The following is a 20,810-nucleotide window of genomic DNA, read 5'->3' as shown; positions in this document are numbered from 1 at the left end:
TTGCACCAGCGCACCCGGCCAACAAATACTGACGTCGACCTCCCCTCCTCCTCTGGCAACACTCAAGGACGACCCGATGAAAGCTCGTTTACTGCTCTGCTCCTTGCTCACGTTCAGCGTCCAGGCAATTGCCCAGAATGCACCTTCGCACCTGGACCAGGTGATTGAACGAGGTCATCTGAAGGTCTGTACCACCGGCGATTACAAGCCTTACACCTATCTGCGTGCAGAGGGCGGATACGAAGGGATCGATATCGCCATGGCCCAATCCCTGGCGAAAAGTCTGAACGTTGATGTGCAATGGGTCCCCACCACCTGGAAGAACCTGATGACGGACTTTCTGGCTGACCGTTGCGATATTGGCATGGGCGGCATTTCGGTTTCACTGGAGCGGCAGAAAAAGGCGGCTTTCAGCGACACGCTGGGCGTCGACGGAAAAATCCCGCTGGTGCGTTGCGAAGATAAACAACGCTATCAAACCGTCGAACAACTCAACCAGTCGTCCGTGCGGCTGATCGAGCCGGCAGGCGGTACCAACGAAGTGTTTGCCCGCACTCACCTGCCCAATGCCACGCTGACCCTGTTCCCGGACAACGTGACGATTTTCGAGCAATTACTGGAAAACAAGGCCGACGTGATGATCACCGACGCTTCCGAAGCGCGCTATCAGCAGAAGCAAAAACCCGGTTTGTGCGCGGTCAACCCCGAGCAGTACTTGCAGTACAGCGAGAAAGCCTACTTGCTGCCTCGTGATGACGTGGCCTGGAAAGCCTATGTGGATCAGTGGCTACACCTGAGCAAAGCCACGGGCGCCTATGATGCGGTGCTCGCCCAGTGGTTGGCGACCGCTCCCGGTCACTGAACACTGACCAGCACCCGGAATGCCTCACTCGCCGCGCTGCGATAAGCGCCCTTACGACTGAGCAACGCCACCGTGCGTTGTGGCAACGCTGGTTGCAGCGCCAGCGGGCGCAACCCCGGCAACGCATGGGTGATGGCTTCGGGGAGAATGGTCGCCAGGTGCCCGCGACGAACAATCTCGACAATCGCGCTGATGGAGTTGGCTTCGATGACGATGCGTGGCGCGATGCCTTGCTGTCGGCAATACAGGTCGATGTGCTGACGGGTTGCAAAGTCGCCGCTGAGCAACACCAGCGACTGCTGGCCCAGCGCCTGCGCGTCGAGTGCTTGTTGCCGGACAAACCCCGGATGCGCCTCACTGACGACCAGGCTCAAGGTTTCGGCAAACAGCGTCTGGCTGTCGATATCCGCCAAGTGACTGCCGGTGAACGCGATGCCGAGGTCCAGTCGGTCTTCGGCCAGCGCGGCCTCGATCTGGTCCTGGGTCATCTCCTCGACGCTCAGGGTGAGGCCCGGGTACAGGCTGTTGAAACGCGCCAGCAACGGGCCGATCAGGTAAGCGGTGAAGGTCGGCGTCATGGCCAGCCGCAACGAGCCGCGTGTCAGGTCCTGCACATCGTGCATCGCCCGTTTGGCCGCCTCCAGGTCTTGCAAGGCCAACCGCGCATAACGCACATACGCCTCGCCGGCATCGGTCAAACGCACCGTGCGCCCGGAACGATCGAACAACGGCGCACCGAGGACATCCTCGAGTTGCTTGATCTGCTGCGACAGCGTTGGCTGCGAGACATGCAATGCCTCGGCCGCCCGAGTGAAGTTGCGATGCTCGGCGACGGCGAGCAAGTAACGGATATGGCGTAACAGCATGCCGGCTCAACTATAGACATGGATTATGGATGGCATCATAAGCTGGTCCGCGACGCTATGGCTGGAAACAGTATTCGTGCGCCTTCCCTTGCGACTTTTTCCGGTAAGCCGAGCAGTATTTAATTTTTAAATACTGCACATGACTTTCTGATTTGCCGACGCCCGCCGCGCACCGCCTAATCCATACCTTGTCCTTCAAGGTATGGTTATGGAAAACGTTCGCGCCACCTCCCGCCCCGCTGTCTGGCTGATGATCGCCGTGATCCTCGTCGCCCTGAACCTGCGTCCGTCGATGGCCGCCGTCGGTCCGCTGTTGTCGGCCATTCGCGGTGATATTGCGTTGAGTTTCAGCCTGGCGTCGCTGCTGACCATGTTGCCGGTGATGGCGATGGGCTTGGCGATGTTCTTCGGCATGAGCGTCAGCCGGCGCCTGGGAGAACATCGAACAGTGGTGCTGTCGCTGCTGATCATTGGCTTGGCCACTGTCTCCCGGCTGTTCCTCGATTCGGCCGCCGAGCTGATCCTCAGTGCAGTCCTTGCCGGCATCGGCATTGCGCTGATCCAGGCCTTGATGCCGGCGCTGATCAAATCCCGCTTCAGCGACAACGTCTCGCTGTTCATGGGGCTTTACGTCACCTCGATCATGGGCGGCGCGGCCATCGCGGCATCGTTCGCGCCCTTGGTGATGACGCGTACCGGCAGCTGGCGTGTGGGCTTGGCGATCTGGGCGCTGTTGGCATTGCTCGCCCTGTTGCTCTGGTATGGCCAACGTCACGCCGTCCCCGCGACGCCTGCCGCAGTTCAACGCAAAGAAGCGTTTTTCAGCAATTCGCGCGCCTGGCTGCTGGCGATTTTCTTCGGCTTGGGCACTGCGTCCTACACCTGCGTGCTGGCCTGGCTGGCCCCGTACTACGTCGAGAAAGGCTGGAGCGAGCAGAACGCCGGCCTGCTGCTAGGCTTTTTGACGGCCATGGAGGTGATCTCTGGCTTGCTGACGCCGGCTATCGCCAACCGCAGCCGCGATAAACGACTGGTTCTGGTGGTGTTGCTGGGATTGATCATGGCCGGTTTCTGCGGACTGATCCTCAGCCCGCAACACCTGAGCCTGCTCTGGCCGTGTTTGCTGGGCCTGGGTATTGGCGGCTTGTTTCCCATGAGCCTGATTGTCTCGCTGGATCACCTGGACAATCCGCAGCGCGCCGGTGGGCTCACGGCATTCGTGCAAGGAATCGGCTATTTGATCGCCGGCTTGTCGCCACTGATTGCCGGGATGATTCGCGATCAACTGGGCAGTTTCGAATGGGCCTGGTGGTCACTGACGGCAGTGATGCTGTTGATGGTTCTGATGGTGTTGCGCTTTGACCCACGGCATTACGCCAAACACATTGATTGATCAGGGACACACCAATGAAACAGATCAGTTTCGCCTCCGCCAACGCGGGCATGTTGCTTTGGGCAGCGTTGGTTGCCGCCTCGTTTTTCGCCGCTGCCGAGGTCAGCCAATCCATCGATCCGATCCTGCTGACCGGCCTGCGGCTGCTGTTTTCGGCTTTGGCGTTTCTGCCGATGCTGCTGCTCAACGGCGGCACCGCGATCACCGCCAAAGGCCTTGTCAGTCATGCCTGGCTCGGGCTGTTGCTGGCCGTGTATTTCGGCTCGTTGTTTGAAGCGCTGCGCTACACCTCGGCGGTCAACACCGGAACCCTGTTTACCCTGGTGCCGTTGATGACGCTGTGCTTCGAGGCCTTCCTGATACCTGGCAACCGTTCGAAAAGCCGCCTGCTGCCGATGCTGATTGCGGCAGCCGGTGCGCTGCTGCTGATCCTCAAGGGCACAGGCCCCGGCGAAGTCCCTTCGCTCTACGCGGTGTCGGTGTTCGGGATTGGCTGCCTGGCGATGGCGCTCTATTCACCGTTGAGTCAGCGCTTCAAGGCGAACAGCCTGAAGGGTCGTGGGCCTGTGGTGATGACGTTCTGGAACATGCTCTTCGGCTCGCTGTTCCTGTTTGCGTTCAGCCTGGTCAATGGCGGCTGGCGGTCCGGCGCCCTGTTGTCCGCCCACGACCTGTTCTGGCTGGTCTACCTGGCGCTGTTCGCGACCCTGGCAACCTTCTGGTTGCTGCACCGGGCGATCGGGGTGATTGCACCGTCCACGGTCATTTCCTACGTCTACCTCAGCACGTTGTTCATCACCTTGTTCCATTGGTTCTGGCTGGCGCAGCAACCGCTGATGCTGGAAGTCGCAGGTGCCTTGCTGGTGGCCAGCGGGATGCTCGCGCTGGTGATGTCCAGCCGTCGCGCGCTTCCGGTAACCGCGTAAACACGGCGACTGAAGGCTGAAGGTGCTCACCCGCCTTCGGCCCGAATCAGACAGACGTCGCATTCGCAACAACTTCTGTCCCACACTTGTCCGTGAATAATCCTACGGGCCATTCTCCTAGGACGATCGTTCCGCTAGCATCACTCGCACACGTTTGCGCACAACTTGCGCAACGAGCGGAGTGAGATAGTACGGATGCTGAACAGTAACTTGCTTAGAAAGCTCGACATGCAGGACCTCATGGTGTTCATCGCCGTGTATGAGCAAAGCAGCGTCACCGGTGTGTCTGAAGCGCTGTTTGTCAGCCAGTCCACGGTGAGTTACTGCCTGAAGAAACTGCGCACCAGTTTCGAGGATGAATTGTTCATCAATACCCGCACCGGTATGCGTCCGACCTACAAGGCCGGCACCATGTACACACACGTGCAGAAGATTCTCGAAAGCATCAACCTGTGCCATGCCGGGGTTCAGGCATTCGACCCGACGCAGCAAGCCGTGACCTTCAATATCTGTGCGCCGGAATACTTTGAGCAACTGATCCTGCCGCGGCTATTGAAGAACTTCGATTTCGCCGACCTGCCGGTGATCGTCAATGTGCACAAACTCGAAACCGACATACCCGCCGAAGAGCTGCGCGATGGCAGCCTCGACCTGGTGATCGGCTTCGGCCCGAACTTTCATCGCAGCCACACTGACTTCAGATCCCAGGTGTTGCTTGAGGACGATCTGGTGTGCGTTTTCGATAAACGGGCGACGCCGCTGGAACCTCGCATCAGCCTCAAAGCCTACGTCGAGCGCCGACACGTGTTCCCCACGCCGTGGACGTCCACCACCAACATGGTCGACGGCTGGCTCGCCCAACAGGCGCACAAACGCCAGATCGTTGCACGCGCCAACAGCTACAGCGCTGCACTGAAGCTGATCACCGGGACTGACTTCATTCTGACCATGCCCCGGCGCATCCAGCACCTGCTGGCCAAAGACTCGGTCTTCAGCCATTGCGAGGCGCCGAACGGCGTACCAGGGTTCACCCTTGAGATGCAGTGGAGTCAAACCCACGAGCTGGACAGCGCCAACACCTGGCTTCGCGAGCAAGTGGTCAAGGCCTGCACAGAACAGGGTTTTATCTGAGGATCGGCGCGCAGGATATCAGTGACTGATGGCAGTCTTGGCGTAGGAATCGCGATCGATATCCAGAATCTCGACGCATAGCTGCACATCAACACTGGCAGGCCATTCGCAGAGATCCTGCACCACCGCCAACAGGCTCTCGGACAATTGCTTCTTGATCGCGGGCGAGCGCCCGCTCAGCAAGGCCAGTTTTACATGCACAAAAGCACGCTCACCCAACTCGGTTCCGACCCGGAATGCGCCGACCTGCACCGCACGGCTCTTGATATCGAACTCCTCGAACTGCCCAGACGCCACCAATGCGTTGTTCAAGCGCAACAACGCCACATCGGCATTGATGTTCGGCAGGTTGGCGGTGTATTCCATGTGCAGGTGAGGCATTGCGATGCTCCTTGAGGATTGAACGAAGGGCCGAAGATATACCATAGAGCGCCCCAGCCCTTCCACGCGAAAACACCTGGCGCGTCAATGCTCCTGCGCCGGTAGCGATTCACGCAGTACCCGCGTTTCCCACGCGGCTACCAGAATCATCACCGCGGTGGTCAGCCCTCCCAGAACCAACGCCGAAAACAGCTGATTCAGCGCCGCAGGCAAAAGCGCGAGCAGCAGCGCCAGGCCCGCCAGATGAGACAGCGGCGGCAAAATCCGATCGGCCATGACCCACTTGAACAACGCACACCCCAGCAAGAACAGCCAGGGCCCGGCGACAATCACGAGGATCCCGGCATCGCTCGCCTGTTCCGGATGCACCAGCACCAGCTCATCGGCCACCGCGCTGACGATGATTCCGGCAACGATCAACACATGCAGATAGGTGTAGGCAATCCGCGCCTGCCGCCCAGGGTCGCTGGAATGGGCGATCCGGTGGTGAGCGCGCTCGGCGCCGCTGTCGAAATACACCCACCACATGGCCACGCTACCCAGCACGGCAATCAAAAAACCCGCCAGCGCCTGCCAGTTCAGCACCAGATCGGCGAACGTTGCGCCAGTCACCAGCAACGACTCGCCCAGGGCAATGATCACGAACAGACCACAGCGCTCGGCCATGTGATTGCCCTCGACGTTCCAGTCGGCCAGCGTTGAACGGCCGAGCCCCGGCACCCAGAAGTACAACGACGGCGAGATCAGTTCGATCAGTAATGCCAGCGCCCAACAGGCCAGGCGCTGATCGCCTTCAAGCAGCGAGCCGCTGATCCAGAACACCCCGGACAGCACCATCCACGCCAGAATTCGCTGGAAGTTGCGGGTCATATTCAACGGCTCGCCACGCACCGCCCAGATCGCGAACAGCGTGCGGCCGACCTGCATGAAGACAAAGGCTGCGGCGAACATCACTCCATGCTCGGTAAAAGCCTTGGGAATCGACGACGACAGCAACAGGCCGGCGACCATCAAACCGAACAGGCCGAGGCGGATCGGCAACTTTTCGGGGTCGAGCCAGTTGGTCACCCAAGAGGTGAAGATCCATACCCACCACACCGCCACCATCATCAAGGCGACCTGCACCGCGCCACCTAGCGTCAGGTGCGCGAGCAAGGTGTGAGAAAGCTGGGTGACGGCGAACACGAACACCAGATCGAAAAACAGCTCGATCATGCCAACCTTGCCACTGTCTTGACTGCCGCGCCCACGCAACAGAGAACGGGAACTGCTCATGGGATGGATCTCCGGTCAGTCATCGGGAAAACACTGGCAGCAAAACAACACTATGTCGGGCAAGCAAGCCGCCGCCGGTTACCGTCCGAGCAATTTGTCGCTCTGTATCCCGGACACACCGCGCTCGCTCATGAAGGCTTCGAGCCGTGCACGCAGCCAACGTTCGGCGGGGTCGCTATCGACGTGGCTCAGCCAGACCATGGACAGGTCCAGGGTCGGCGTCTTGAACGGGAACGGTTCCATGAACAACTGACCCGAGGCGGCCATCGCCGCTGCCGCGTAGTCTGGCAGGCTGGCAATCAGGTCGGTCCCCGCGAGCAGGGCCGGCAAGGCACTGTATTGCGGCACCGAGAGCACCACCTGGCGCTTGCGACCGATCTCGGCCAGCCACTCATCGGCATAACCGCTGACATTGGCCGTATGCGAAACCAGCACATGCGGCCGCGAACAGTACTCGTCGAGGGTCAGCGGCGTATCGCAGGCATCGGCGCGCAGTATGCAGGGCTGAATGTGCCGCAACAGTTTGCGCTTGGCATTGGCCGGCAGGCCGCGGGTCTGGCTGATGCCGACCGTGATATCACCGGACGCGAGCAAGTCCGGGATCCGCCAGTAATCGACATGCTGAACCACGAACACCACTTGCGGTGCTTCCTGGCGCAATGCGCGCAACAGCGGTGGCAGCAGGCCGAATTCGACATCATCGGACAAACCGATGCGAAAGGTCATGGTGCTGCTGGCAGGTTCGAAGTGGTGGGTCAGGCTCAACGCCGAGGACAACGCATCCAGCGCCGGCGAGAGGTGTTGAATCAGTTCCTCGGCCCGCGCCGTTGGCTCCATGCGGTGGCCAACCCGGATAAACAGCGGATCGTTGAACATCGCCCGCAAACGGTTGAGTGCCGAGCTGATGGTCGGTTGCCCGAGAAACAGCTTCTCTGCCACTCGCGTCACGTTGCGTTCGAGCATCAGCGTCTCGAATACCACCATCAAATTGATGTCGGCCTTACGCAATTCATTGCGGTTCATCAGCTACTCCCGGCTCTCAATACTCGGGCCAGTTTAGAAAGGCCGGGGGGACGGCGTCTATCGACATGAGCGCTGCACGTGAACGAGAGGCTGCGACGGCTTACTGTACCGTCAGCGACTTCACTCCCAGGCCCATCACACGCTGATCTTCTCCAAGCCCCAATTGTTTTGGGCTGATTGCGTCGGGTAACTGCACATGAATACGCATCAGCGTGTCTCGGGCGATGGCTTCATGGATGGCCGCAGTCAGGGGGATTTCGATGCGATTGTCCTGAAGCCGGGTCAGACGTGTCGAACTGGCTTGTACACCGTTGATGGTAAAAACCACGTCCTGGCCAAGATGCATCGGCAGTACGAAGGCCAGCGCCTCGATCACGATGGAGTGAGCCTGAGGTGGAACCCGAAGCACGATCTCTGCCTCCTCTCCCTCGGACCATGTGCCCCAGGCTTCCGGGGTCGACCAGCCATGGGCCAGATGAGGGGTCTTGTAGTTGAACCGTTGTTGCTGCCCGAGTTTGATCAACGGCACTAACTGCATCGAACGTCCTTCGTCCACGACCGGGAGGCATTCAGCGCATTTTTTCCAGCCCGGCGCAAGCACCACCAGGCCGTCAATGCGGGCCAGCAGATCGGTGTCGCTGTTGACGCTTTTCACGGCGTCAAGCATGGCACTCTCGTCGAGGATATACAGCGAATCAGGGTCGAACTGCCCGCTCACAAGCATTTGCCCGGCTTTTTGCTGGGCATGCTCAAGCGCCGTAGAACTCATGCGCCCCAGATAAGCGGTATCGGTTTTCAGACCATGAGTAGACGCGTAGTAGGCTAACGCAAGCCAGGTCTGCGACTGGTTCTGCGGCAGTAAAGAACGAATATTCGCGTAGTGGGCGGCGGCGCTGGACCAGAACGGGTCATGCAATGCTGTTGACCACTCGGACGCAGGCGTCATCATCCTCGCGTACCGTAAACCCACCCATCCGTTGCGGGTATCAACCACCTGAACAACCAGTGCCAATGTCAGCAAACACAGCGCGGTGCGTGGCCGGTTGCCACGCACCACCAGGAAAATGACGGCAAACACGATGGCATAGAACACCGGCCAGAACATCCGCCCCGACGCCCGAAAGATATTCGCCAGCTTGATGATTTTTTCCGGCAATGGGTAATGAACACTGAGCAGGCCGACACCGATCTCGTTCGAGAGCGCAAACAGCGTCAGCCCAATCAACGCCAACAGCAGAACCGGCAAACGGCGCACCGCACTGCCAAAGTCAGTTGTACGTCGCAGCAGTACGACGCAGGCGCAGATGGCCAGCACCAGCGTCCCCAACCCGAGGTAGTTGAAACCTTCGTAATCGCCGCTGGCCTCGGGCAAGTCCGGCAAGATCAACGACCAGCCGCTGGAGTCGATCGGCGCCAGCAGATTCATGCGGTACAAGCCAAAACCACCGGAAGCCATACCATCCGAGATACTGAAATAGCCCGCCTGCCAGCAGCACAGACTCACCAGCAAAAACAGCAAGACCACCTCGATGAATGCAGTACATCGAGTCAGCTGGCCTTTGAGGGTTCGACCGGCAACATCGGCTACCCAGATCAAAGCCACCATGGCCAGCAGGTAAGCGTGGATCATCGCCGTCGCCGCCAACAGCGCTCCCCAGGCCACCCGGCGCTTCTGCACGCCCGGGTGCAGCGCCAGATAGAGCGCGGCCAGAATCAGAAAATGCCCGGCCAGGGACAAATGCCCCCCCATGCGCAAGAACATCGGCGGCGAAAACAGAAACAGGCCTGACCCCAGCACCCTGAGCGCAACACTGGGCGTAACCAGCCCCAGCAACTTCCAGGCAAACCAGGCTTGCAGAACAAAACATGCCAGCAGCCAAATACCGAAATACTGGAACGTCTCGGGAAGGATTGAGTTGAAGGGTTTGAACAGCAGCGCCAACAGCGGATTGGAATCGGAAAAAATGATCGCACTGCCCAGTTCCAACCCATAGGACGGGTTAAGTCCGAGCGGAAAAGTCCAGGGAGAATGTCGAAAGAACGTCCACCCCAAGTAATGGGTCGCCGGATCGCCGCTTTCCAGCCAGGCAATGTTTTGCGGGTCCAGGGCCCGTGGCCCGATCACCATGAAAAATGCCACCACGCCCATTAACAGGGGCAATAACCCGATCGCCCAATGCTTGCCCGAAACCTTCATCGATACGTCCAGAAGTTATGCAATACAAACGTAAAGGCCGGAATGGTCAGCGCCACCGCCCCTATCCCCAGCAAGTAATGAAGCCCGGCCATTTGTGCGGCCCAGGCCACCAGCATCGCCAGTAGTAAACCGGCCCCGGAAACCATCATGAAGCGCGCCAGCGTCCGGCCATGCAATCGGCTGGAAAAACTCCAGCTCGTGTTGATCACATAAGAAACCAGGGTCGCCACAGAAAACGCTACACCGTTGGCCACGGGTGGCAGCGCCAGCACGTAGTTGATGAGCAACACGGCCACCACCGCATGCAGGGCCGTTACGAATAACCCGGTCACGGCAAAACGCAGGCCACGCTTGATCAGGGCTGATTTTTCGGCTGAGGTCACGGTTTCTGCGCCAGCACGAACACCGTCAGACCCGCCAGGCGGTTCGCGCCCATGAACGGACGTTCGATACTGCATAAGGTCTTGAGCAGCGTATTGACCAATGGATGGTGCTGCTTGAGTTGCGAGCGTGGCGGCGAAGGTTGTGCGCCTTGGGACAGCAACCGCAGGGTCGCTGCAATCGGGAACACCGCGCCGAAATAATAAGCCCCCTTCTTCACTATCAAACCGGAGTCCCTGGCCACTGCTTCCATTTGCGCCAAGGTATAGCGCCGTTTGTGTTCAAGAAAGTCATCGTGCCCACTCCAGAGAAACTGAAACGCCGGCACGGTCATCAGGAAACGACTGCCGGACGGGACTTTATCGACGTACGCCTTGAGTAACCCGACATCGTCATCGACATGTTCCAGCACATCCATCAGCAGCACCAGATCGGCATCAACCGAGTCGATCGAACGGCGATAGTGCACCGGTTTCCCGGCGATCGTGGCGTCCGAATCCGCTTCGTAGCTGATGTCCACGCACCAGGCCTCGGTGGCTGCCGTATGGGTCAGCAGATGATGGGAAAAGAACCCCGAACCCGCACCTACGTCAAGAATCCTGTCGACCCGCGCATTGCCCAGCAAACGAGTCGCCGCCGCCGCTTTTGAGCGGTAATACCAATGCTGCTCGATGCTTGAACCGAGGATGTCGGTTTCCTTGAGATCCATGGTCAGTCCTTGGCGTTATGGACGCGACGCACCAGAAAAACCGGGCGGCGTTTTGATTCGATGTAGGTTCTGCCCAGGTACTCACCCAGCACCCCGATACCGATCAATTGCAGCCCGCCCAGAAAGGTGACGGCAACCATCAGCGAGGCGTAGCCCGGGACATCGATCCCGGTCAACAACGTCCGCAGCACAATGAAAGTGGCAAATGAAAAAGAAACCACCGACACCAACAGCCCCAGATACGTCCAGACCTTGAGCGGGTCGGTGCTGAAACTGGTGATGCCTTCCAGCGCGAAATTCCACAAGCGCCAGCCATTGAATTTGCTTTCCCCCGCCACCCGCTCCGGACGCTCGTAATCGACATGGGTCGTCCGAAACCCGACCCAGGCGAACAAGCCCTTCATGAAACGCCGCGACTCCGGCAAGGTCTGCAAGGCATCGATCACGCAGCGGTCCATGAGCCGAAAATCACCGACATTTTTCGGCAGCGGCTGATCAGAGATTTTGTTGTGCAGGTGATAAAACCAGTTGGCGGAGGTTTGCTTGGCCCAAGAGTCGTTGTGACGACTCACGCGATGGCCCAGCACCACTTCATAGCCTTCACGCCAGCGGGCGATCATCTGGAGGACAACTTCGGGAGGGTCCTGGAGATCGACATCGATGGGCACTACCACCTGGCCAGTGGCAGTCTGCAAGCCCGCGGTCAACGCCGCTTCCTTGCCGAAATTGCGACTCAGATCGACGATTCGCACGCGGGGGTCAGTCTTCTGGCGCTCCAGTAGCAGCTCCAGCGTGGTGTCGGTACTGCCGTCATTGACGAACACCATCTCCAAACCGACCAGCGCCTCATCCTTGAAGACGTCAGTGATCCGCGCCATGAACAAATCGATGGTGGCAGCTTCATTAAAGACCGGAATGACGAGCGATAGCGCCACATGCTCGCCCCAATGCGTTCCATGCTGATGAGTCACTGATTGCTCTTTTTATAGTGATTTTTCTACTATCCGAGGTCGCCGGCTAATCTCCAGCGCCATGAACTGCGTGACATTAAGCAGGAGCGTGGGAGGTGATGCAAGGGCGAAATTGCGGCGATTTTGGCCATTCATTTACCCCCTTTCGCCACCTGGTAGATGACCTGATTCAGCAGACGCCGAAGCCGCGAAGCTGCTCGATGTGCTTGAGCAGCTTCGTTTCCACACACCAACAGGTACAGCCTAGATTTCCTTCACCGACGTTTCGTTGTGGACGCTTTTGATCAACCCGATCACGTGCAGGCAATCCGCCTTGTTGACGTACGACTCGCCGCTGGCAACCGTCTCATGATTGGCCGCCCTTAAACGCCAGCGCCATTGGCCCTTCCCGGTAAGCGGGGTGCCTCGCGACTGCCTGTAGATCTCAAAGTACATGATTCGCTCCTTGCGACTGCTGATAACGACAGACTCCTGGTCTGTGCAGGCAGAGTAGACGAGTGATTCAAGATTTAACGGCGATCAAAAGTAAGCAGACATTACCCAAAAAATCCTCCACCCCGACGAAAGCCAACAGACACTGAGGCCAGTTAAAAGGCTGACTGAACAGCGTCACTTTTCAGGAAATCGTACTTATTTTTCATACAGCGCCTGGGCCGCATTCATCCCGACCTGCTGAAAAAAAGCACGGAACAAACAGGATCGTTCCGTCTTTGCACCGCCCCCATAACTTTCTGCTGCAACAGCTATCCGCCCGATGATGAGCACCCTGGGTGGATATACCTCAAAAAAGTCGCTTTTTTGTTCATCACCTGCCAAGGGATAGTCCTGCCATCTCATCGATTTCAGGAAATACCCCATGCAGTCTCTATAAGCACTGGGAACAGTGCGCCAAAACCGAAGAGGTCAAACGCATCAATCAACTCCTCAAGAGCCTGCCGAGCGCCGAGGATAATTGACCAGCCCACCCGTCTCGGTCGACCACATCAGAGCGCCAGGGCCAGAGTATCGGCCTTGGCGCTATTAATGTTCCGGCACTGCTCGCGAATGATGTCGGTCATCAGCCGGACTTCCGGGTTGAACCTGTACTCTTCCAGGAACCCCATATACATCGGCACGTTGCATTCGCGTTGATGACACAGTGGCACCAGGCGCAACTGACCGCTCGCCAGCTTGTCGCTGACCATGTGTTCAGGCAACCAGGCAAAACCCAGACCGCGTTCGACAAACGTCAGCGCGGTGCTCAGGTTGCTTACGGTCCAGCACTGGGACGCGCCGGACCAACTGCTGTTCTGGGAGTTGCGGATAGCCGAATCGCTAACCACGATTTGCCGGTAGTCTTTCATGTCAGCCAGGTTCAACTCGCCATTGAAATGGGCCAGAGAGTGATCAGACGCCACGACACACAGCAGTGAAACGTTGAGCAGGAACTCCTGCATATAGCCCTTCGGCAGACTACTGGCGATGCCCAACTCGACCTTGCCGTTTTCCAGCAATTCGTATGCGCCGGACACGGCCGTTTCGTGAAGCCGGACACGGTACCCCTGCAAAACCGAAGAAAAGCGTGACAGCGCTTGCTCCAGCACGTTGGCGGGAAACAGCATGTCGACCGCCAGCGAGTGTTCGATACACAACCCCGGCTGGTACTGAATGGCCAGTCGCTCAAGCTTTTTCGCCGAGCCCAGCAGATGCTTGGCCTGAGGCAACAGGGCCTGGCCCAGAGGTGTCAATACGGCCTTGCGCCCCTCGATCAGGAACAGTTCCTGACCCAGCAGGGTTTCCATGCGGTTGACCGAATGGCTGACGGCAGACTGTGACTTGAACATATACTCGCCGGCCTGCTGGAAACCTCCACACTCGACTGTAGAAACAAAAGCCTGCCACTGGTCGAGACTGATCCTGGAAAACATTCGAACCTCCATGTCCGTATCGGGTAAAAACCACCGCTACTGCGGCTCGGCGTTTTACCACAAAAAAACCTCTCGCCCTACACCATCGATACCGCGATTGCCCTCATGCCTCACATGAAGATTCTGAATGAATAGCGACTAATTAATTCATTTAAAACAATCAAGCCGCTCATGATAAAACGCCACGCCAAGCAGGACGCTATCTCATTAATCCATCGGAAGGATTCGCTACTCGCTGACACGCCAAATCACACCCATATCTTACGTTCAGAAAAACCGCACATACCTTTGTGGCCTTTTCTGCGGACGCGTGCGGCGGCCTGAAAATTCGTCATAACTAAATAAAAACACTATAAAAATCAATCCAATAACTTGATTAAGCCACGCTATTACATAGGGCATGGATAAGCCCCCTGTTGCCGTAACAACAAGAGGCTTTAGTACCTTTGTACCAAAACAACCCGTCTATCGACTCACGCAGAAAAGAAAGGAAAACTTGCATGCGTACTCAAGTAGCCAAACGCAACACCTTACTCTGGAAGTCCGCCGTTGACTTTGTAAAACGTCGGTACATGAAAGCCTTTAATGCCATCATCGAGCCATCTCCCGAGTACTTTTTAATCGTATTCGATAGCAATGACTCCATTCAGTCGTGTGCCGGTTTCAGTTTCGCCAAGTCAGGCCCTCTATTGTCCGAGTGTTATCTGGACTCACCGTCCGAGGAGACGCTGTCGCGCATCACCAACACCCGGATTGAACGCGACAGCATCGTCGAAATCGGCAATACCGCGTCGATCAATTCGGTTGCCGGCCAGACCCTGTTCAACATGCTCTCAATGGTGACCTGGTGCATGGGCGCACGCTACGTGCTGTGCACCTGCACACCGCAATTGATCAAATCGATGGGCTACTGCAACGTCAAGGTCCACAAGATCTGCGATGCCGACCCGCAACGCATGACTCCCCAAGCGGAAGTCGAATGGGGCTCCTACTACGAGCAGACGCCCATCACCGGCTACATCAAGCTGGGCGAGATGAAGCATCACTATCACGAGACCGTCCTCAAGACCGTTTTCCGACTCGACGTGCAGAGCGAGCAAGCAGCATGACGCATTTCGTCGAAGACTTGCTGGCCCAGGCCCAACGCACACCGGATGCCGTCTGCGTCGTCGATATTCCTGCGGCAGACGGCACGGGTGGGCGGCGCCTGACCTACACCCAGGTGCTGGAGCATGCCCGGCAGCTTGGGCAACACATTAACCGTCAGTTCACCGACGAAAAGCGCACCATCGGCATCGTCATGCGCAACAGCAGCGACTGGGTCATCGCCGACTTCGCCTGCCTGCTCTTCGGCTTCACCTCCTTGCCGCTGCCGTTGGGTTTCAGCAAGTACCAGGCCGAACACCTGGCCTTCGAATGCTCGGGCTTCCTGGTCGATGACAAAGGCCGGGAGACGCTGGAAAAGCGCTGGGAAATCGACCTGAACGCCAGCCGCCTGATCCATGTGCCCAGCGCACTCGAGACCCCGGCTCCGGTGCCGACGGGCCCGAGCTTCATCGACAGCGCCGATGCCGAATGGACCTGCAAAGTCATCCACACCTCCGGCACCACCAGCAAGCCCAAAGGCGTGAAGCAAAGCCTGGGCGGCCTGAGCGCCGTTCTGCAATCGCTACTCGGCGTGGTCCCGGCCAGCTATCAAAAGCGCTACCTGTCGGTGGTGCCGCTGAGCCTGTTGATCGAACAGGTCACGGCGGTCTACCTGCCGCTGCTGTCCGGCGGCACGGTGTACTTCCTCGACGAGCGCACGCCGTTGATCGGCGAAGCGGGCTACGACACCTCGGCGATTCTGGCGCAACTGCTCAAAACCCGGGCAAGCGCGGTGACCGTACCGCCGATCATGCTCGACGTGCTCCTTGAAGTGGCCGAGCAAAACACCGACACGGAGCTGCTGTCGTTGCTGCGCAACGAGTTGTACATCACCGCCGGTGGCGCTCCGATCAGCAGTGAAAAACTGCAGCGTCTGAGCGCACAGGGTATTCAGGTTCATCAAGGTTACGGATTGAGCGAGAACGGTTCGGTGGTGAGCGTCAACACCCCGGCCAACAGCAAGCTCGGCAGCGTTGGCAAACCCCTGCCGCACGTCCAGGTCCGGGTGACGGATCAGCAACGGGTAGAAATCAAAAGCAGCTCGATGTTCCAGGGTTACTCGTGGGTCGATCCGAGCGCCTGCTCCTTCACCGAGGATGGCTGGCTACGCACCGGTGATATCGGCGAGTTCGATGACGAGGGTTTCCTGTTCATCACCGGCCGCGAGAAAAACATCATCTGCCTGCCCAACGGCCGCAATGTTTCTCCGGAACAAATCGAGCTGGAGTTCAAAGAGCAAACCGGCGTGAACGATGCACTGATGTTCATGACCACAGACGGGCAACTGGCGATCGTACTCAGCATCGGACCGCTATTCGATCACCAGCACACTCAGGACTGGGCGCAACAGCGCTTCTCGGAAGTCGAGCTGCCGCAGGCCATCTGGCCACTGGCGCCGGACGCCCCGCAGCTGCAAAGCCTCTATGCCCTCAATGGCCCGGCCCGTAGAGCGCACGCCACCGACCTGCATCGTCAGACATGTACTCACTAAAGGACTAGCGACATGACTCAATCTACTTATCAGGCGAGTGTCATCACCGATCGCGCGTATGCCTTGAACGCCGACACTGCGGCGGTGTTCGAAGAGCTATCGAATGCTGGCGTGATTATCTTCCGCAACTGTATCCAGTCGCTGGATGAGTTCGGCGCCTTCGTGAAAAAACACAGTTCGCGCCTGAGCCTGGACCCGGGCCGGGTGATAGCCAAAGGCGTTGCACAACTGGTGGACGCCGGCACCGATGCTGTAGGCCTGCACTGCGAAAACGGCAACGCGCCGATCTGGCCTGACCTGACCTGGTTCTTCTGCGAGATCGCCCCCACCAAAGGTTCGCAAACCACCTTGTGCGATGGGGTGAAGGTCTACCAGGAACTCAGCGAAGAAGCCCGTCAGCGCTTCGAGAGCAGCCGCATCCGCTACCGCCGCACGGTGACGGGCGAAAAGTGGCGCAAGATCGTCTGCTACTACAAACCGGAAATCCAGCAGCTGGAAGACGCCAGTTTCGAGCACCTGAACGAGATCATCGGCCAGGACCCCAACACCCGGATGGAGTACAACCCAAGCACCGATTGCGTGGCCTACGCCTACAGTGTCCCGGCGTGCCAGACCTCCAGTTTCTGTGAGCACCCAGCCTTCGCCAACAGCATTCTCGGGCCGTCCTTCAACTACGAAAAACCGGTGATCGACTTCGAGAACGGCGAAGAGATTCCCGCCGACCTGCTGGCGGAAATCACCGAGGTCACCGAACGCAACACGCACACCGTAGGCTGGCAGGACCTGGACCTGGTGATGATCGACAACCGCCGGGTGATGCACGGCCGGCAAGCGATCATCGACGACCAGCGTCGCATCTTCAATGCACTGAGCTATCGATAATGGCCGCCGTGACGATTCACCCAGGGCAGACCTGGGCCGTCGAAGGCCAGTACGAAAGTTTCATCGACAACCGCGGCCATCAACTGATTGACCTCAGTGGCGGGTTCGGCCTGCAAGTACCTGAGGTGGTGCAGGCCGTGAGTCGGCAGGTCGATAAAATCGGCCTGTCCAACCGTGTCCTGCTGTCCGCGCCGTTGATCGAGTTGTGCAAGCAACTCAGCGAGTTCATGCCCGAAGGACTGGAGAACTCGTACGTCTGCAACTCTGGCGACGAGGCGTTTGAAGGTGCACTGAAACTTGCGCGCTCGATCAACCCCCATCGGCGCACAGTGATCGCCGTGGGCGGCGTGGCATACGGTTCGTTGTCTTACGGACGCTACCTGAGCGCCCCCGAACTTTATCCGGAGTCCGGGGAGTTTCTGGGGATCAAGGTGGTGCACGTCGACTCGGTGCACGACCTGCCGGACATGGCGATCTGGCAGGACTGTTTTGCCCTGTGCTACGGCCCATTGCGCACGGCTGCCAACGGGCTGCTGGAAGCGGTCGACCCGATGCTGATCGCCAGCCTGGAACGGATCGCCAACAGCCAGCGAATTGTGACCCTGTTCAATGACGTCGACACCTGCCTGGGCAGCGTCGGGCATCTGCTGTCGCAGAACCTGTCCGGTGCGCGCCCGGACATCGTCGTCCTGGGCAAAAGCCTGGGCGGCGGCTGCATCCCCATCGGCACCTACACCTGCAGCCATGCGCTGGCCTACAAGGCCTACGGCAAAGCCACACCGGCCAAACACGGGAGCACCACGGCGGGTAACCCGCCATCGTGCATCGCGGCACAGACTGCCCTGCGCTACGCGCAGGAACAGCGGCTGGACCAGCGCAGTCTCGACAACGGCAAGGCGCTGGCCAGCGAACTGGCCGACCTCAATGCAAGGGCCATCGGTGGCATCGTCAAAGTTCCGCTGGCCAGCACCGAGCAAGCCCTCGAGGCGCAACGGGCGCTGTACGCCGCCGGTGTGCATATTCGCCGGCCAAGCGGGCGCGAACTGCTCTTGCGTTGCCCATTGGTCGCGCGCACGGAGCGCGTGGTCGACGCCGCACACCTGATAAAAAGGACTTTGCAATATGCTGCTTAACCGCCTGGTGGATGACTGCTACAAACACTGGACGCCCTCGGCGGCCAAGCTTTATCGCATTGCCAATACCGGCATCGAACGCTCCGCCGAAGGGGTGATCGTTACCGACCATCGCGGCAAGCACTTCATCGATTGTGCGTGCAGCTATGGAATATTCCTGGTCGGTCACCAGAACCCTCAGGTCAAGTACGCCAGCCAGCGTCAGCTGAACCGGATGGCCTGGCAGCCCGAGGGGCTGACCCACAATTCGCAGCACCAACTGAGCGAGACCCTCAAGCGTCTGGCTCCCGGCGAGTGGGGCGATGTGCGCTACACCATGACCGGTGCCGAAGCCATCGAGCAAACCTTGCGCTATGCGCTCAAACGGCAGTTGCCGCGCAAACGGATCGTGGTCATGCGCAATGCCTACCATGGCAAAACCCTGACCACTATGGCGATCCTCGGCCAGCAGTACCAAAGCAACCAGCATGGCCTGAACCGCGTGATGGTCGACTTCATTCCCTACGGCGACTTCGCCGCCCTGGAACACGCCATCACCGACCAGGTGGCGGCGGTCTACATCGAGCCGATCCTCGGCGGTGCCCACCTGACGTTGCCCGAAGCCGGCTACAACACGCGGATCCGCGAGTTGTGCAGCGCCCACGGCTGCCTGATGATCGCCGATGAAATCCAGACGGCGTTCGGTCGCTGCGGCAAATGGTTCGGCGTCGATTACGACAACGTGGTGCCTGACATCATGGTGCTGTCCAAGGGCTTGACCGGCGGCTACGCAGCCATCGCGGCGGTGATGTACAGCCGCGCCTTGATCGACCGGCAGCCACTCGACCCTCTTGAAGATCAGGTCTGCGGCCAGGGCGGTTTGCCCTATGCCTGCGAAACGGCCCTGGCCGCAATTCATGCGATTGAAGAAGGCCAACTGATCGAAAAATCCCAGGCTGCCAGCACACAGTTGTGTCAGGGATTGCAGCTACTGGCCGAAGCCTACCCGCAGATCATCAGCGACGCGCCAGCGATTGGCCTGATGACCGGTTTACGCCTCAAGGGCGCGGTGTGGGAAAACCTGATCAGCATGGAACTGAGCAAACGCGGGGTTCACTCAGGGCACTCGTTGAACGAAAAAGCCTCGGCGCCGGTGTTGCGTTTCTATCCACCGCTGACCATCAGCACCGCGCAAGTGAGCCAGGTCCTCAAGGCCCTGGAAGAATCCCTCGAGGCCGTCGCCAGCAAGCCGCGCTGGATGCTCAAACTGATGACGCCGATCATCCGCAATCTCTACCGCATCCCCTACGCCATGACCCCACGGAGCGCAGACCGATGATTCGCGAGGACGATCTTTCCCGGTAGTTCGGCAAGCGCCTGGAGGCCGCCTTGCCAAAATGGCAGGCGGTGATCCCACTCAGTAACCCTCCCCCCACGGACATCGTTGCCGGGGTCATCCCCGGCAGCGCGATCAGTTGGCCCTGATATGCCGCAAATGAGTATCTCGAAGGCTCTTCAAACCGGAGTAATGCGGTAAGCGCAACGGCGGGCATTCATCAGAATGTGCTCCACACGCTCAACCCTCGCTTGCAGAACGTGCTCGAACACATCCAGTTCGGCGCGACAAAAACCCTGACACGCGGTCGCCGCCGCGCAGATCGGGCAATGGTTTTCGATCAGCACAAAGGCCCCATCCGGTTGCTCACTCCACTCGGCCATGTAGCCCTCGCGGGCCCGCAGGGCCGCAAGGCGCTTGACCCGTTCCTGAAGGGTCTCGGCACTGGCCAGCTCTTGCAGGTACAAGGTGCGACTCTGCTGCTCGCGAACGTCGATCAGACGATCGATGGCCTCGGGCCCGAAGGTCTCGCGCACGGTCTGCAAGAGCTGCACGGTCAGCTCCGAATGGGTATCGGGAAACCGCGCATGGCCGGCCGCCGTCAGACGCCAGACCTGCGACGGGCGCCCGACGCCTCGGGCCTCGGACTGAGCCTCCACCAGGCCACTGGCGGCCAGTTTGACGAACTGCTGGCGCGCCGCTTCCCCCGTGGTGCCCATCGCGCGTCCGGCATCGGCCGCCAGTTGCGGGCCGCGGGTCTTGAGCATGTGAAGCAGTCGGTCGGCAGCCGACATCGACACGTCATCCTGGTTTTCCAAGT

General features: G+C 59.1%; 21 protein-coding genes. 9 read left to right on the top strand and 12 right to left on the bottom strand.

The genetic code is table 11. The features are described from left to right. The first annotated feature begins 76 nt into the window (after positions 1-76). A complete protein-coding gene (locus AC3WK5_RS26810) occupies positions 77-862 on the top strand; it encodes a transporter substrate-binding domain-containing protein (RefSeq protein ID WP_103316214.1) in 786 nt (261 codons plus the stop codon). Here the strand turns inward: AC3WK5_RS26810 and cynR are convergent. Next, a complete protein-coding gene (gene cynR / locus AC3WK5_RS26805; RefSeq protein WP_103316213.1) occupies positions 856-1,728 on the bottom strand; it encodes a transcriptional regulator CynR in 873 nt (290 codons plus the stop codon). The genes AC3WK5_RS26810 and cynR overlap by 7 nt on opposite strands. Before the next feature lie 208 nt (positions 1,729-1,936). Between cynR and AC3WK5_RS26800 the strand changes: the two genes are divergently transcribed. From AC3WK5_RS26800 to AC3WK5_RS26790, 3 genes are all read left to right on the top strand, one after another. Further along, positions 1,937-3,121, top strand: coding sequence for a cyanate transporter (locus AC3WK5_RS26800; protein ID WP_103316212.1), 1,185 nt, complete (start codon positions 1,937-1,939; stop codon positions 3,119-3,121). 14 nt (positions 3,122-3,135) lie between these two features. Continuing rightward, positions 3,136-4,047 (top strand): DMT family transporter, encoded by a 912-nt coding sequence (locus AC3WK5_RS26795; protein WP_103316211.1) that lies wholly within the window; start codon positions 3,136-3,138, stop codon positions 4,045-4,047. 195 nt (positions 4,048-4,242) lie between these two features. Further along, on the top strand, positions 4,243-5,178 hold the full coding sequence (locus AC3WK5_RS26790) for a LysR family transcriptional regulator (protein WP_054596141.1): 936 nt from the start codon (positions 4,243-4,245) through the stop codon (positions 5,176-5,178). An 18-nt stretch (positions 5,179-5,196) separates the two neighbouring features. Here AC3WK5_RS26790 and AC3WK5_RS26785 read toward each other — a convergent pair whose 3' ends face one another. The 10 genes from AC3WK5_RS26785 to AC3WK5_RS26740 all read right to left on the bottom strand — a co-directional run bounded on the left by AC3WK5_RS26785 (position 5,197) and on the right by AC3WK5_RS26740 (position 14,022). Beyond that, positions 5,197-5,559: a 5-carboxymethyl-2-hydroxymuconate Delta-isomerase gene (locus AC3WK5_RS26785; protein ID WP_103316210.1), complete on the bottom strand. Its 363-nt coding sequence runs from the start codon at positions 5,557-5,559 to the stop codon at positions 5,197-5,199. Between the two features lie 84 nt (positions 5,560-5,643). After that, positions 5,644-6,834: a low temperature requirement protein A gene (locus AC3WK5_RS26780; RefSeq protein WP_103316209.1), complete on the bottom strand. Its 1,191-nt coding sequence runs from the start codon at positions 6,832-6,834 to the stop codon at positions 5,644-5,646. 78 nt (positions 6,835-6,912) lie between these two features. Continuing rightward, on the bottom strand, positions 6,913-7,857 hold the full coding sequence (locus tag AC3WK5_RS26775) for a LysR substrate-binding domain-containing protein (protein WP_103316208.1): 945 nt from the start codon (positions 7,855-7,857) through the stop codon (positions 6,913-6,915). A gap of 100 nt (positions 7,858-7,957) precedes the next feature. Continuing rightward, the gene (locus AC3WK5_RS26770; protein ID WP_103316207.1) at positions 7,958-10,054 is read right to left on the bottom strand and encodes a DUF6311 domain-containing protein; all 2,097 of its coding nucleotides are present in this window, start codon (positions 10,052-10,054) and stop codon (positions 7,958-7,960) included. Beyond that, positions 10,051-10,437: a GtrA family protein gene (locus AC3WK5_RS26765; RefSeq protein ID WP_103316206.1), complete on the bottom strand. Its 387-nt coding sequence runs from the start codon at positions 10,435-10,437 to the stop codon at positions 10,051-10,053. Before AC3WK5_RS26765 ends, AC3WK5_RS26770 begins: the two co-directional genes overlap by 4 nt. Then, positions 10,434-11,144 carry a class I SAM-dependent methyltransferase gene (locus AC3WK5_RS26760; RefSeq protein ID WP_103316205.1) on the bottom strand — a complete coding sequence of 237 codons (711 nt, stop codon included), beginning with the start codon at positions 11,142-11,144 and terminating at the stop codon, positions 10,434-10,436. Before AC3WK5_RS26760 ends, AC3WK5_RS26765 begins: the two co-directional genes overlap by 4 nt. 2 nt (positions 11,145-11,146) lie before the next feature. Continuing rightward, the gene (locus AC3WK5_RS26755; protein WP_054596134.1) at positions 11,147-12,115 is read right to left on the bottom strand and encodes a glycosyltransferase family 2 protein; all 969 of its coding nucleotides are present in this window, start codon (positions 12,113-12,115) and stop codon (positions 11,147-11,149) included. 243 nt (positions 12,116-12,358) lie between these two features. Beyond that, positions 12,359-12,550 (bottom strand): YegP family protein, encoded by a 192-nt coding sequence (locus AC3WK5_RS26750; RefSeq protein ID WP_054596133.1) that lies wholly within the window; start codon positions 12,548-12,550, stop codon positions 12,359-12,361. A 195-nt stretch (positions 12,551-12,745) separates the two neighbouring features. Further along, the gene (locus AC3WK5_RS26745) at positions 12,746-12,973 is read right to left on the bottom strand and encodes a hypothetical protein (protein ID WP_103316204.1); all 228 of its coding nucleotides are present in this window, start codon (positions 12,971-12,973) and stop codon (positions 12,746-12,748) included. Positions 12,974-13,098: 125 nt separating this feature from the next. After that, the gene (locus AC3WK5_RS26740; protein WP_158248917.1) at positions 13,099-14,022 is read right to left on the bottom strand and encodes a LysR family transcriptional regulator; all 924 of its coding nucleotides are present in this window, start codon (positions 14,020-14,022) and stop codon (positions 13,099-13,101) included. Between the two features lie 500 nt (positions 14,023-14,522). Here AC3WK5_RS26740 and AC3WK5_RS26735 point away from each other — a divergent pair, with 500 nt between their 5' ends. Genes AC3WK5_RS26735 through AC3WK5_RS26715 form a run of 5 tightly spaced genes read left to right on the top strand, consistent with a single transcriptional unit; the run spans position 14,523 to position 19,993 of the window. After that, complete coding sequence (locus tag AC3WK5_RS26735; RefSeq protein ID WP_103316202.1) at positions 14,523-15,131, top strand: thermostable hemolysin; 609 nt, start codon at positions 14,523-14,525, stop codon at positions 15,129-15,131. After that, the gene (locus tag AC3WK5_RS26730) at positions 15,128-16,660 is read left to right on the top strand and encodes an AMP-binding protein (RefSeq protein ID WP_158248916.1); all 1,533 of its coding nucleotides are present in this window, start codon (positions 15,128-15,130) and stop codon (positions 16,658-16,660) included. Before AC3WK5_RS26735 ends, AC3WK5_RS26730 begins: the two co-directional genes overlap by 4 nt. 12 nt (positions 16,661-16,672) lie before the next feature. After that, positions 16,673-17,542: a TauD/TfdA family dioxygenase gene (locus tag AC3WK5_RS26725; RefSeq protein ID WP_103316200.1), complete on the top strand. Its 870-nt coding sequence runs from the start codon at positions 16,673-16,675 to the stop codon at positions 17,540-17,542. After that, positions 17,542-18,675: an aminotransferase class III-fold pyridoxal phosphate-dependent enzyme gene (locus tag AC3WK5_RS26720; RefSeq protein ID WP_103316199.1), complete on the top strand. Its 1,134-nt coding sequence runs from the start codon at positions 17,542-17,544 to the stop codon at positions 18,673-18,675. Before AC3WK5_RS26725 ends, AC3WK5_RS26720 begins: the two co-directional genes overlap by 1 nt. Next, positions 18,665-19,993, top strand: coding sequence for an aspartate aminotransferase family protein (locus tag AC3WK5_RS26715; protein WP_103316198.1), 1,329 nt, complete (start codon positions 18,665-18,667; stop codon positions 19,991-19,993). Before AC3WK5_RS26720 ends, AC3WK5_RS26715 begins: the two co-directional genes overlap by 11 nt. Positions 19,994-20,169: 176 nt before the next feature. Here the strand turns inward: AC3WK5_RS26715 and AC3WK5_RS26710 are convergent, their stop codons facing one another. Beyond that, entirely contained in the window at positions 20,170-20,784 is a 615-nt protein-coding gene (locus AC3WK5_RS26710) for a helix-turn-helix transcriptional regulator (protein ID WP_218275925.1), read from the bottom strand. Positions 20,785-20,810: the final 26 nt, after the last annotated feature.

Source organism: Pseudomonas sp. FW306-02-D09B, from assembly GCF_058782685.1.
Note: the sequence above shows the minus strand (reverse complement) of the source record. Positions and strands in the feature narration are given on the sequence as shown.

Bases quoted from the DNA above. Each gene is read 5' to 3' on its own strand.
- AC3WK5_RS26810 (WP_103316214.1), top strand. From the start codon at position 77: ATGAAAGCTCGTTTACTGCTCTGCTCCTTGCTCACGTTCAGCGTCCAG.
- cynR (WP_103316213.1), bottom strand. From the start codon at position 1,728: ATGCTGTTACGCCATATCCGTTACTTGCTCGCCGTCGCCGAGCATCGC.
- AC3WK5_RS26800 (WP_103316212.1), top strand. From the start codon at position 1,937: ATGGAAAACGTTCGCGCCACCTCCCGCCCCGCTGTCTGGCTGATGATC.
- AC3WK5_RS26795 (WP_103316211.1), top strand. From the start codon at position 3,136: ATGAAACAGATCAGTTTCGCCTCCGCCAACGCGGGCATGTTGCTTTGG.
- AC3WK5_RS26790 (WP_054596141.1), top strand. From the start codon at position 4,243: ATGCTGAACAGTAACTTGCTTAGAAAGCTCGACATGCAGGACCTCATG.
- AC3WK5_RS26785 (WP_103316210.1), bottom strand. From the start codon at position 5,559: ATGCCTCACCTGCACATGGAATACACCGCCAACCTGCCGAACATCAAT.
- AC3WK5_RS26780 (WP_103316209.1), bottom strand. From the start codon at position 6,834: ATGAGCAGTTCCCGTTCTCTGTTGCGTGGGCGCGGCAGTCAAGACAGT.
- AC3WK5_RS26775 (WP_103316208.1), bottom strand. From the start codon at position 7,857: ATGAACCGCAATGAATTGCGTAAGGCCGACATCAATTTGATGGTGGTA.
- AC3WK5_RS26770 (WP_103316207.1), bottom strand. From the start codon at position 10,054: ATGAAGGTTTCGGGCAAGCATTGGGCGATCGGGTTATTGCCCCTGTTA.
- AC3WK5_RS26760 (WP_103316205.1), bottom strand. From the start codon at position 11,144: ATGGATCTCAAGGAAACCGACATCCTCGGTTCAAGCATCGAGCAGCAT.
- AC3WK5_RS26750 (WP_054596133.1), bottom strand. From the start codon at position 12,550: ATGTACTTTGAGATCTACAGGCAGTCGCGAGGCACCCCGCTTACCGGG.
- AC3WK5_RS26745 (WP_103316204.1), bottom strand. From the start codon at position 12,973: ATGGGGTATTTCCTGAAATCGATGAGATGGCAGGACTATCCCTTGGCA.
- AC3WK5_RS26740 (WP_158248917.1), bottom strand. From the start codon at position 14,022: ATGTTTTCCAGGATCAGTCTCGACCAGTGGCAGGCTTTTGTTTCTACA.
- AC3WK5_RS26735 (WP_103316202.1), top strand. From the start codon at position 14,523: ATGCGTACTCAAGTAGCCAAACGCAACACCTTACTCTGGAAGTCCGCC.
- AC3WK5_RS26730 (WP_158248916.1), top strand. From the start codon at position 15,128: ATGACGCATTTCGTCGAAGACTTGCTGGCCCAGGCCCAACGCACACCG.
- AC3WK5_RS26725 (WP_103316200.1), top strand. From the start codon at position 16,673: ATGACTCAATCTACTTATCAGGCGAGTGTCATCACCGATCGCGCGTAT.
- AC3WK5_RS26720 (WP_103316199.1), top strand. From the start codon at position 17,542: ATGGCCGCCGTGACGATTCACCCAGGGCAGACCTGGGCCGTCGAAGGC.
- AC3WK5_RS26715 (WP_103316198.1), top strand. From the start codon at position 18,665: ATGCTGCTTAACCGCCTGGTGGATGACTGCTACAAACACTGGACGCCC.
- AC3WK5_RS26710 (WP_218275925.1), bottom strand. From the start codon at position 20,784: ATGTCGGCTGCCGACCGACTGCTTCACATGCTCAAGACCCGCGGCCCG.